Below are 11772 nucleotides of genomic sequence, written 5' to 3'. Positions count from 1 at the left end.
ACCGCAACACCTACTCGCCACCGGCACGGCATTTGAGCCGCGTGGCACCAGTCTTGCTCACAATCACCTTTGCCGAACCTTGTCCCCCACAAGATCCGCATTCCGGCGACACTATCACGAGCCGTGCTCGCACCATGTCCACCGCTCATTCTCGCTCCAAGGCTGGATCAGCCGTGGAAAACTCTCAAGCCCGGCCTTTCGGCTGGAGCGCCTTTGCCTGGCCGACCCAATCGTCACGGCGGATACGGCCATCGAAACCAAGCTCCGCGTCGATCCGATCGATATCCGCGTCGCTCCAGGCGGCGATATCGGCAATCCGCAGAATGCCGCGTCCGTTCAGAACCTGCTCCAGCTTCGGACCAATGCCCGAAATCCGCTTCAGGTCATCCGTCTTCACGGCAGCCTTGCGGCTGCGTACCGGAGCCGCCGCTGGCTTTGCCGCAACCGGCGCCTCAGCGGCAATCTTGGCTTTGGCTTTGGCCGGCACCTTTGCTGGCGCAGCTTTCACTGCGACCTGCTTCGGCTCGACCTTCTTCACCGCTGCCTGCTTTGCAATGGTGGGCTTGGCAGCAGGCGACACCTTGACCGGCTTCGCCTCCCCTGCCCCATCCTTCTTCGCCACCGGCTTTTCTTCATCCGGCGCAACAGCTTGCCTGTTCGTCGCTTCGACCGCGCCCTGCAGCGCGCCGAAGAACGCACCGGCGATCTGCGACGTGAAACCGAAGCCGATGGCGGCAGCTGCGGCGAACGCCGCCGCGGGATGCGCCATCAACGGATGGATCGGCATGACCGGCGCGTTCCGCAGCATATCCGCGGCAATACGGCCGAGATCAGCCGATGCATCGGCCGCTCCGCTGTCCTGCCTGGTATCTGAGGTCTTCGCCATCGTCATCCTTACTCGGCTGCTTCCAGCACTGCGCCGTGGCTCGTCGCATTGGCCGTGTACTGGTCGATGCGCTTTTCGATTTCCGGGCGGAAGTTGCGGATCAGGCCCTGTACCGGCCATGCGGCGGCGTCACCGAGCGCACAGATGGTATGACCTTCGATCTGCTTCGTCACCTGGAACAGCATGTCGATCTCGCGCTTCTGCGCATTGCCCTTGGCCATACGCTCAAGCACGCGCCACATCCAGCCAGTGCCTTCACGGCACGGCGTGCACTGACCGCAGCTTTCATGTTTGAAGAAGGCCGAGATGCGGGCGATCGCCTTGATGACGTCGGTGGACTTGTCCATGACGATGGCCGCCGCCGTACCGAAGGATGACTTGACTTCGCGCAGGCCGTCGAAATCCATCGGGCAATCGATGATGTCAGCCGCCGGAACGATCGGGCACGACGCGCCGCCGGGAATGACGGCAAGCAGATTGTCCCAGCCGCCGCGAATGCCGCCGGCATGTTTGTCGACCAGCTCGCGGAAGGTGATGCCCATGGTTTCCTCGACCGTGCAAGGACGGTTGACGTGACCGGAGAGCATGAACAGCTTCGTGCCGACATTGTTCGGGCGACCGAAGGAGGAGAACCAGCCGGCGCCGCGGCGCAGGATCGTCGGGGCAACGGCGATCGACTCGACGTTGTTGACGGTGGTCGGGCAGCCGTAGAGACCCATATTGGCCGGGAATGGCGGCTTCAGGCGCGGCTGGCCCTTCTTGCCTTCCAGGCTTTCGAGCAGCGCAGTTTCCTCGCCGCAGATGTAAGCGCCGGCGCCATGATGAACGTAAACATCATAATCCCAGCCCAACTTATTGTTTTTGCCGAGAAGCCCGGCATCGTAGCACTCGTCGATCGCTGCCTGCAGCGCTTCACGCTCACGCATATATTCGCCGCGAACGTAGATATAGGCGGTGTTGGCGCCCATGGCGAAACCGGCGATGACACAGCCTTCGATCAGCGTATGCGGATCGTGGCGCATGATGTCGCGGTCCTTGCAGGTGCCAGGCTCCGACTCGTCGGCATTGACGACGAGGTAGTGCGGACGGCCGTCGTTTTCCTTCGGCATGAAGGACCACTTGAGGCCGGTCGGGAAGCCTGCGCCGCCACGCCCGCGAAGGCCGGACGCCTTCATCTCGTTGATGATCCAGTCACGACCCTTTTCGAGGATCTGCTTGGTACCGTCCCAATGGCCGCGCGACATTGCGCCCTTCAGGGACTTGTCCTTGTGGCCGTAGATATTGGTAAAGATGCGATCTTGATCTTGTAACATGCTTCACCTCTTACCGCGGCTTCTTGCCGAAGACCTTGATATATTCCGCTTCGCCACCCTTAGCGAGTGCCTTGGCCTGCTTGATCCAGTCGTCACGCTCGATCCGGCCCTTGAAATTCAGATAGCCGTCGACCCATTCGCGTTCGGCCTTCTTCCAGCTTGCGACCTGCGCGAAGGTGAAAATGCCCAATTCGTGCAGGATGGCCTCGATCTTAGGGCCAACGCCGGAAATCAGCTTCAGGTCATCCGGGGTCGCGGGCTTTTCGATGCCGGCGGGACGGTTCTTGTCGGTCAATGCCGGCTTCTGTGTGCTTTCGGTCTTGCTGGCCAGCGCCTTGACGGGCTCGGCGGCGGTAGTCTCGGAAAGCGGCTGCGCCTCGGCTGCCTTGGCATTCTTGGCGGCAGCGGCCGGCGCGGTCGCCGGTGTCTTCAGCGCTGCGTTGGTTTCAGCGTCGGTGCTCTTTGGGCGAGCCGCTTCCGACGGAGGAACCGGAGCCGCGTCGACCTTGCCCGAAGTGCTGCTCGCAGCCTTGCTGCTCGCGCTCTTTGCTTTCGGAGCCTCTGTCGTCAACGACGTCAGGCCACCTTCCGGCGCGGAGAAGACGCGGTCGATCTGCGGACCGGTCGGAACTTTGCTGCCCTCGCCTGCGGAGAATGCATCGATGATCTCTTCGAGACGTTCAGGCGTCAGATCCTCATAGGTATCCTTGCCGATCACGACCATCGGTGCATTGACGCAGGCGCCCTGACATTCGACCTCTTCCCAGGAGAGCGTGCCATCGGCATTGCGTTCGAAGGCGTGGCTATTGATCTTGCTCTTGCAGACCTTCACCAGCCCTTCAGCGCCGCGCAGCATGCAGGGCGTCGTGCCGCAAACCTGGATATGCGCCTTTGTGCCGACCGGGTTCAGCTGGAACTGCGTGTAGAAGGTCGCGACTTCAAGCGCACGGATGTGGGCCATGTCCAGCATGTCGGCGATCGTCTCGATAGCCGCCCTGGTGACCCAGCCTTCCTGCTCCTGCGCGCGCATCATCAGCGGGATGATCGCGGATTGCTGGCGACCCTCTGGGTATTTCTTGATCGTCTTTTCCGCCCAAACCGCATTCTCCTTGTTGAAGGCGAAGGCTGCTGGCTGGAATTGATCTTCGGCTAGTCGACGAACGGACATCTTTCACGCCTTATCTCAGTTTATGGACCCACACCGCGTATCTGTCAGGGACAAGAATTCGCAGGCATAGGCCGACTGGTCTTTTTGCATAAACACAACAAACTTTCCGCCGTTCGGCACAGCGGCCTTGATTTCATAACCGCGTGACACGAGATCGGCCATGGTCGATTCCGTGCCCGGTGAGACTCCATCCCCACCCTTCGCAACATTCGGGCTTTTCGCATTCGAACCTTGCAGAGAGATGCTGGGCAACGTCTGCGTCTTGCCGACTTGCTGGGCGGAAGCGCCCGAAGCAACAAGCAACGCAGCAGCGATGACCAGCCATTGCTGCATCAGCGATCCACCTCACCGAACACGATGTCGAGCGAACCGAGCACGGCCGCGACGTCGGCAAGCTGATGGCCGCGGCACATGAAATCCATGGCCTGCAGATGCGCATAGCCCGGGGCGCGGATCTTGCAGCGATATGGCTTGTTCGAGCCGTCGGAGACGAGATAGACGCCGAACTCGCCCTTCGGCGCTTCGACGGCGCAATAAACCTCGCCGGCCGGGACGTGATAACCTTCGGTGTAGAGCTTGAAGTGGTGGATCAGCGCTTCCATCGAACGCTTCATCTCGCCACGCTTCGGCGGCACGACCTTACCGTCCAGCGAGGAGACCGGACCGGTCTTGGCATCGCCGAGCAGACGGTTGACGCACTGCTTCATGATGCGAACGGATTCGCGCATCTCGATCATGCGGATCAGATAGCGGTCGTAGCAGTCGCCGTTCTTGCCGATCGGAATGTCGAATTCCAGATCCGAGTAGCACTCATAGGGCTGCGAGCGGCGCAGGTCCCAGGCGGCGCCGGAGCCGCGGACCATGACGCCCGAGAAGCCCCAGGCCCAACAGTCTTCCAGCGAGACGACGCCGATGTCGACGTTGCGCTGCTTGAAAATGCGGTTTCCGGTCAGAAGGTCGTCGATATCGTCGAGCGCCTTCAGGAAGGGATCGCACCAATCGCCGATATCCTGAACCAGTTTTTCAGGCAGATCCTGGTGAACGCCGCCCGGACGAATGTAGGCAGCGTGCATGCGCGAACCCGAGGCGCGCTCGTAGAACACCATCAGCTTTTCGCGCTCTTCGAAGCCCCAGAGTGGCGGCGTCAGCGCGCCGACGTCCATCGCCTGCGTCGTAACGTTCAAGAGATGCGAAAGGATACGGCCGATTTCCGAGTAGAGCACGCGGATCAGCTGACCACGGATCGGAATTTCGATACCGAGCAGCTTTTCAACGGACAGCGCATAGGCATGTTCCTGGTTCATCGGCGCCACGTAGTCGAGGCGATCGAAGTAAGGAACGGCTTGCAAATAGGTCTTCGTTTCGATCAGCTTTTCCGTGCCGCGATGCAGCAGGCCGATATGCGGATCGACGCGTTCCACAATTTCGCCGTCCAACTCGAGGACAAGACGCAAAACGCCGTGCGCAGCCGGATGCTGCGGACCGAAATTAATGTTGAAGTTGCGGACGTTATGTTCTGTCATGGCGACGGGCTCGCGTTTTCAGGTATTCTAGAGAATGGCAGGCTGAAAGCCCGCCACACACCATCAAATTATGCCTTTGCTTTCTCATCGCCCGGCAGCACGTAGTCCGTGCCTTCCCAAGGAGACAAGAAATCGAAGTTGCGGAATTCCTGCTTCAGCTCGACCGGCTCGTAGACGACGCGCTTGGCAGCGTCATCATAACGAACTTCAACGAAGCCGGTGGTCGGGAAATCCTTGCGCAGCGGGTGGCCTTCGAAACCGTAGTCAGTCAGGATACGGCGCAGATCAGGATGGCCGGTGAAGAGAACACCGTACATGTCCCAGGTTTCGCGCTCGAACCAGTCGGCACCCGGATAGATGCCGCAGGCCGACGGAACAGGCTGATCTTCGGCGACCGGAACCTTGACGCGGATGCGCAGATTCTTCTTCGGCGACAGCAGATGATAGACGACATCGAAGCGGTCAGGGCGCTGCGGCCAGTCGACGCCGCAAATATCCGTCATGTTGACGAAGCCGCACTTGGCATCATCACGCAGGAAGGTCAGCAGTGCGATAACGTTTTCGGCCGTCGTCGTCACATTCAGTTCGCCGTACTTGATCTCGCTGGACGAAATCAGGGCGCCACGAACTTCCGTGAGATAGGTGGCGAGCTCGTTCAGGGCTTCACTCATAATACCTTGTCCCCTGCCTTACCGTTCTATCGTGCCGGTGCGCCGGATTTTCTTCTGCAGCAGAAGCACGCCGTAAAGCAGCGCCTCCGCTGTGGGAGGACAGCCCGGTATGTAGATATCGATCGGCACGATGCGGTCGCAGCCGCGCACAACCGAATAGGAATAGTGATAGTAGCCGCCGCCATTGGCGCAGGAGCCCATCGAGATGACGTAACGCGGTTCCGGCATCTGGTCATAGACCTTGCGCAGCGCCGGAGCCATCTTGTTGGTCAGCGTGCCGGCGACGATCATGACGTCCGACTGGCGCGGCGACGCACGCGGCGCGAAACCGAAGCGCTCGACGTCGTAACGCGGCATGGAAACCTGCATCATTTCGACGGCGCAGCATGCGAGCCCGAAGGTCATCCACATCAACGAGCCGGTACGGGCCCAGTTGATCAGCTCATCGGTCGAGGTGACCAGAAAGCCCTTGTCGGCGAGTTCATTGTTGATCTCGCCGAAGAACGGATCATTGCTGCCAACCGGCTTGCCTGTCGCGGGATCGATGATCCCCTTCGGCTGCGGCCCAACGAGCGTCGTGTTGCTTTGGGCTACTCCCATTCCAGGGCTCCCTTTTTCCATTCATAAATAAAGCCGATGGTCAGCACCGCGAGGAACACCATCATCGACCAGAACCCGAGCCAGCCGATCGCACTGAAGGATACGGCCCAGGGAAAGAGGAAGGCGACTTCCAGGTCAAAGATGATGAAGAGGATCGACACCAGGTAGAACCGGATATCGAACTTCATACGGGCGTCATCGAATGCGTTAAAGCCGCACTCATAGGCCGAGAGCTTTTCCGAATCGGGCGCCTTGAAGGCGACGGCAAACGGCGTGATCAACAACGCCAGGCCGATCACTACGGCAATACCAATGAAAATCGCTATCGGAATATAGGAACTGAGCAGTCCAGTCATCATGTCCATCCCTGCCTGCCATGAGCGCCGGGGCGGCGCCTTTGAGCAAATGCCCAACAAGCGAAAGAGCGTTGCAACAAAGCCGTGGTTAGCGCAGCCGGAGCGCGGGCGCAAGCCTTTTGAATATCTCGCTTCAAGCACTAGCGAAGCGGACTTATCAATGTGTTGCAACGATATCGCGACAAATCGGCGCAAAGGCGAAAAGGGCCTTTCGCAATCGCAGCAAATAGATGATTGATTGTAGTTACTTGAAGCGAAATGGCGCGAGTGACGGGGCTCGAACCCGCGACCTCCGGCGTGACAGGCCGGCACTCTAACCGACTGAGCTACACCCGCGCATTGTTTGACCTGACGGTCCGGCAAAAACCCGGAATTCATTCTTTGAAATGGCGCGAGTGACGGGGCTCGAACCCGCGACCTCCGGCGTGACAGGCCGGCACTCTAACCAACTGAGCTACACCCGCATTCATTTCAAAGCGTTCCGGATGCTTTCGCACCCATCAAAGCGGCCTTGGCCGTTCGATGAGCGGCTAACTACGGGGTTCGTGTTTGGGTGTCAAGCAGGTTTGAATACAAATCCATGACAGATTGCGAATTGTTTTCAGAAGCGACGCCGGCGCGTTTCGGTTCCATCGATTTAGCATGGCAGGTTCGCGCCCCACGCATTTCTAAAACGGCTGATACGCCCCGCCCTCCCCCGGCCTGCTTTCGAGAAAGCACATATTGTTGATAACCTGCGCCGAGACGGCGCGAACAAAAAAATCAAAAAATCTTCACAAACACTCTTGCGGTTTTTCGTCGTTCCGCATAGATCACGGCCACCGAAACGCGGCGGGCAATTGCACCGCTTCGCTGAAGGGCGATTAGCTCAGTTGGTAGAGCGCCTCGTTTACACCGAGGATGTCGGGAGTTCGAGTCTCTCATCGCCCACCATTTTTTCAAAAAAATGAATAGGCAAAGTCGCGCGCTTCGCAATTGTTCAGCGCTCGTTCTCACTTCGGGGAGAGAGCACCCTCTATATCTTGCGCACGAATGGAACCGGGCCCGCCGAGGCGTGCCGCTCAGTAGTTGCCCGTGATGACGATCGTCAAAAGCACTGCCGAAACAAGCACGAGAGCTGCGATGATCGCCAGCAGCTCCTTCAGCATAAACCGTTCCATCTTACTGCCATCCATGACGTTTGCTCCCGGCAAACCGCATATTCGCTCTTGTCTTAACGTCGAATCGACGCGTTAAGTTTACTATGATTCCTTATGTAAGGTGCCGTTATGTCAATTTTGGGGTCGGTAGCCCCATCGGCGACTCACATATGCGAGAGTGAGCGGTGCTGCTTTTCCGAAGCTGATCGTGCTTTCGGCTCGATAGACGCTTAGGAAATATCGATTTTCACTGGCTTCTGCCGTGGTGGCGGGTCGATATAGGCGCCTGGCAAGTTGACGGTCCGGGTTAGAAGCCGCTCCGCGATCGTAACCGCCGCGGCGCGTGCGCCGGAATGGGAGTAGAAATTCCCACGCACCTGGATGGAGGCGGCCAGCAATTTCAGAAACGCGCCGCGAATATCGGCCGATGGCGCCGCGGGAGCTTCCCAGAAGAAATCCAATGGCTTCTGGTCGGTCAGACCTTCGATATCGTAGATGGCCGCTCCGAGTGTCTTTACCGGCCTGTCGGCCTGCAGGGCCGAAAGCGCTGCCGTGGAATTGACCGTCACCATGCCACGGCTCGCTGCGATCAACTTTTCGAGATTGCCGCCGTCGATGAAGTGGACGCGCGACGAAACGGCATGGGCGGCGGCGGCGCCGTCGACATAGCGCTTCCAGTCGACCAGCCCATTATCGAGAGGATGAAGCTTGACCACCAGATGTGAGTCCGGGGCCGCATGACCGGCGAAGGATCGTATGATCTGCCTTATGGCATCCTGCTGCTGGTGGAAGGGAGAATGCGAGCGCAGCTGGTAATCCGTCTGAAGCTGCAAGGGATAGACGAAGAATCGCGTCCCGTCGGCAACCAGGCCTTCGATCGTCACGTCTGCCTCCCGCGCGCGCCTGCCGCCCGACGGCAGGCGGCGAAGCCAGCCCGCGTATTCCACCAGCGGATGGTAGAGCGCATGGCGCTGGTAGTTGGGATAAAGAAACCACAGGAAGGCATTCGGGAGATTGTAGAGAAGATCGTAGACCGCCTCGGCAAGGAAGCTGTGGCTGAAGCGACGCGTCCAGTCCGGCTCGGGCAGCCCATCCGCTGCTTGCAGGATATGCTGCGGATCGACGGGAAAGCGCGAATTGGACGACATTCCGTCACGCTCAAGCGTCACCCAATCCGGACGCAGATATCCCATCTCGACGATATTGATCTCTGCGCCCCGCCGCCGCGCCTCTTCGATCGCCACCCGATGATAGGGACGCTCCTCGCCAAGAAGAATCACGTCCGTGACCTTGTCCTCCTCGATTCGGTGGCGGACATAATCGCGCCAGCCTCTGAAACCGCCGCGAAAATTGAAGGTGCCGCGGCGATGCCAGAACATCCAGTCACCGGGATTGAGGTTGATGCGGATGCAGCGGCAGCCCGCGGCCTCCAACCCCTTGGCTATTTCGACGAAAAGCGGCGATGACGGCCCTTGCAGGAAGAGAAAGACGCGCGCCGCAGTCTCCTGCCCGCCAGCCCCCTGCCCGCTTGCCATCACTCCGTGACCTCGGTGCTGAGGCCGGCGTAGCGCAGCAAGGTGCCGATGAGGTTCCAGGGCGCTTCTTCCTGTGGCGGCATCGGCTTTTGCGAATGTGCCCTGGCGCGTCCAAGCGGAACGATGATGTAGTCCGTGCGCGGATCCGGGAAAGGATCGGCGAAAGCCTTCAGCAGCGGCGCATGATCGCCGTAGAAGAGCAGCCAGACTGGGCGATCGAGCCTGTCGAGATGATGGGCGAGATTGCCGAGCGCATGATCGGCGCGCATCAGCAATTCGCTATAAATATCCACAGGATCCGTCAGATCGCCGCAGCGGCCGGGCTCCCAGGGACCATGATTCGCCATGGAGGCGACGAAGACGAAATTCTTCGCCGCTCCGTCCTCGTCGATTGCGCGAATCACGCTCTTCGTCAGCGCCAGATCGCTGACATAGGGTCCATCACGATCGGGTCTGTGATCGAATTCGTCCAGCATCATCATCCGGTCGAAGCCGAGTTGCGGCATGGCCTTGTGACGCAGGAAGAAAGTCTTGTCATAGGGATGGATGAACTGTGTCTTCCAGCCGACTTTCTTCAGCCGCGCCGGCCAGACGACATCCTTGTAGTGGCTGGCGCGCAGATAGGGATAGCTCGCGTCGATATGAACGTTTTCCGGCAGCAGGCCGCTCAAAACGGCAAATTCGGTGCGTAGCGTATAGCCGCCCTCAAAAACGCTGGTCATCCGCCCCCATTGCGCCGCCTGCTCCCGCAGCCGGTCGAGATTGGGCAGTTTGACGTTTTCCACACCGAAATGCCGGAGATCGATGAAGGATTCGGACTGCCAGACGACGATCAGCGGCTCGTCGTCGCCATGCTCCCAAAGCTCGTGGAGGACGGAGATAAGGCGTTCCGACAGCTGCGTGACGATTGCCTCGCGCCTGACGCCGACCCAGATGACGAAATGGAAGACGACGGATTCGAACGTGCCGAACCTGACCGTGTCCTTCTTGACGTCGACCTTGCCCAGAACCTTCTGCGTGAAACGACAGACCGGATCGCTGACGATGCGGCTGAACAAGGCAAGCCAAGGACCGAAGGCGACGGCCAGCATCACGAGAACCCAAAGGAAGCCGTTGCTGTTGGGCAGGATCGACGGCTCGAAATACATGTAAAGACCACTGACCCCGAACACATAGGAAAGCGCGATGATCCAGAAGACGACATTCAGGGAACTCGCGTAGAAAATTTCCTTGTATTTGAAAACATCGACCACCAGCGCGATGTCGGAGAAAACCAGGGGCTCGCGGATGAACTGGAATTTTGCGCGCGAAATGCCGGTGAAGATGACGAAAAAGCTGATCGCGCCCTGCGCGCCATAAAGCGGGCGCCAGGAAATAGCGAAGAAACCAGCATAGACCAGAGCGATGACGGGAATTTTTGCAGCCCATTCAAAGGCTCGCCGCCTCAAGCTTCTCTCGGTACGATTCTGCTTGTTAATGGCAGCGGGCATCGCAAAGGGATCGGTCAGGAAGATGACGACGCAGGAGAACGCGAAGCAGGCAACCGTCAGAAGAGCTGGAAAATCATGAAGCTTCAAAACTATATCGTCCAAATATCCGCCAACCACCACAGCTCTTCCTAACACCGGAACGAACGCGGCCCCCTTCCAATTTTTTTCGTCTCTTGCGCGCCTTTACCGAGCGCGCAGCACTGTCGCACGGGTTGAGCAAACTCCGTGCTCACTTCCCGCGATCAAAGCCTCCATCGACCGCATCGACAAGACTTACCTCATCTCCTTGCCCAGTTATTTTTCTCATTTTACGGGAAAACCACCACATCAGCGGCGGTTTTATCAACGGGCCGAAATAGGCGAGCGCGGTCAATGACAATCCGAAATGGATTTTAGCCTTGCCGCGGTCGAGACCCCGAACGATCCTTGCCGCCACTGCGTCGGCGCTCCAGGGCTTCACGGTGCCCATCAGAAGCTCCGCCTCGGCGGGCCGCATCGACATTTCGCGGCGGTATTGCGGCGTGAGCGTATCCGGCGGAAAGCAGATAGAGACGCGAACTCCGGCAGCACCCGCCTCGGCGCCCAGCGCTTCCGCAAAACCGGCCAGAGCCGACTTCGAGGCGCAATAGGCCGTGTAGCCGTATATGCCGATCAGCGCGGCGCCAGAAGAGATCATCATGATCCTGCCACCACGGCGCGCCTTCATGCCCTTGTAGACCGCACGCACGACGTTCGCCGTTCCGAGGAGGTTCGTCGCGATCTGTTCGTCAAAGACCGACGCCGACATCGCGTCGAAAGCTGAAGGCTCGACAATTCCGGCCGAGGCGACGAGGATGTCGCAAGGACCGAAGGCGCGTTCGCAGAGCGCGACAGCCTCCAAGGTCTGACTGGCGGATGCGACATCGACGGAAGCAATCTGGATGCGGGAAGGATCGGTACCCGAGACGGCGGCAAGCTCGTTGCGCGCCTGTTCCAGACGCCCTAAGTGACGGGCGAGAAGGGAAACGCGATCCCCCCTGCCGGCATAGAGCTTGGCTACCGCCAGACCGATCCCGCTTGAGCCTCCGGTGACGATAACATGCATGAAATGA

At 59.4% G+C, this 11772-nt stretch carries 11 protein-coding genes and 3 tRNA genes; 1 reads left to right on the top strand and 13 read right to left on the bottom strand.

The features are described 5' to 3' along the window. Positions 1-184 precede the first annotated feature (184 nt). The 10 genes from AB6803_RS14045 to AB6803_RS14000 all read right to left on the bottom strand — a co-directional run bounded on the left by AB6803_RS14045 (position 185) and on the right by AB6803_RS14000 (position 6981). Complete coding sequence (locus AB6803_RS14045) at positions 185-886, bottom strand: 5' DNA nuclease (RefSeq protein WP_371109453.1); 702 nt, start codon at positions 884-886, stop codon at positions 185-187. Positions 887-894: 8 nt separating this feature from the next. Continuing rightward, positions 895-2199: an NADH-quinone oxidoreductase subunit NuoF gene (gene nuoF, locus AB6803_RS14040; RefSeq protein ID WP_007689953.1), complete on the bottom strand. Its 1305-nt coding sequence runs from the start codon at positions 2197-2199 to the stop codon at positions 895-897. A gap of 10 nt (positions 2200-2209) precedes the next feature. Beyond that, positions 2210-3367 (bottom strand): NADH-quinone oxidoreductase subunit E, encoded by a 1158-nt coding sequence (locus AB6803_RS14035; RefSeq protein ID WP_371109452.1) that lies wholly within the window; start codon positions 3365-3367, stop codon positions 2210-2212. 15 nt (positions 3368-3382) lie between these two features. Further along, on the bottom strand, positions 3383-3700 hold the full coding sequence (locus AB6803_RS14030) for a hypothetical protein (protein ID WP_371109451.1): 318 nt from the start codon (positions 3698-3700) through the stop codon (positions 3383-3385). Beyond that, entirely contained in the window at positions 3700-4890 is a 1191-nt protein-coding gene (locus AB6803_RS14025; protein WP_007689950.1) for an NADH-quinone oxidoreductase subunit D, read from the bottom strand. The genes AB6803_RS14030 and AB6803_RS14025 overlap by 1 nt, the downstream gene beginning before the upstream one ends. Positions 4891-4958: 68 nt before the next feature. Continuing rightward, positions 4959-5561, bottom strand: a complete 603-nt coding sequence (locus AB6803_RS14020; RefSeq protein WP_371109450.1) for an NADH-quinone oxidoreductase subunit C — start codon at positions 5559-5561, stop codon at positions 4959-4961. Positions 5562-5579: 18 nt separating this feature from the next. After that, the gene (locus tag AB6803_RS14015) at positions 5580-6161 is read right to left on the bottom strand and encodes an NADH-quinone oxidoreductase subunit B family protein (RefSeq protein ID WP_371109449.1); all 582 of its coding nucleotides are present in this window, start codon (positions 6159-6161) and stop codon (positions 5580-5582) included. After that, on the bottom strand, positions 6152-6631 hold the full coding sequence (locus tag AB6803_RS14010) for an NADH-quinone oxidoreductase subunit A (RefSeq protein ID WP_371109448.1): 480 nt from the start codon (positions 6629-6631) through the stop codon (positions 6152-6154). The genes AB6803_RS14015 and AB6803_RS14010 overlap by 10 nt, the downstream gene beginning before the upstream one ends. A gap of 145 nt (positions 6632-6776) precedes the next feature. Further along, positions 6777-6853 (bottom strand) — tRNA-Asp (locus tag AB6803_RS14005). 51 nt (positions 6854-6904) lie between these two features. After that, positions 6905-6981: transfer RNA gene (locus tag AB6803_RS14000), tRNA-Asp, on the bottom strand. A gap of 393 nt (positions 6982-7374) precedes the next feature. On the opposite strand from AB6803_RS14000, the gene AB6803_RS13995 reads away from it, so the two are divergent. Further along, a tRNA-Val gene (locus AB6803_RS13995) sits at positions 7375-7450 on the top strand. 436 nt (positions 7451-7886) lie between these two features. Here AB6803_RS13995 and AB6803_RS13990 read toward each other — a convergent pair. The 3 genes from AB6803_RS13990 to AB6803_RS13980 all read right to left on the bottom strand — a co-directional run bounded on the left by AB6803_RS13990 (position 7887) and on the right by AB6803_RS13980 (position 11765). Beyond that, a complete protein-coding gene (locus AB6803_RS13990; protein WP_371109447.1) occupies positions 7887-9191 on the bottom strand; it encodes a capsule biosynthesis protein in 1305 nt (434 codons plus the stop codon). Further along, positions 9191-10768, bottom strand: coding sequence for an LTA synthase family protein (locus AB6803_RS13985; protein WP_371109446.1), 1578 nt, complete (start codon positions 10766-10768; stop codon positions 9191-9193). Before AB6803_RS13985 ends, AB6803_RS13990 begins: the two co-directional genes overlap by 1 nt. A gap of 142 nt (positions 10769-10910) precedes the next feature. After that, positions 10911-11765 carry an SDR family oxidoreductase gene (locus AB6803_RS13980; RefSeq protein ID WP_371109445.1) on the bottom strand — a complete coding sequence of 285 codons (855 nt, stop codon included), beginning with the start codon at positions 11763-11765 and terminating at the stop codon, positions 10911-10913. Positions 11766-11772: the final 7 nt, after the last annotated feature.

This window comes from Rhizobium sp. RCC_161_2 (assembly GCF_041355235.1).
Classification (GTDB): Bacteria; Pseudomonadota; Alphaproteobacteria; order Rhizobiales; family Rhizobiaceae; genus Rhizobium.
The sequence above is the reverse complement of the archived record's forward strand: the minus strand, read 5'-3'. Positions and strand labels throughout refer to the sequence as shown.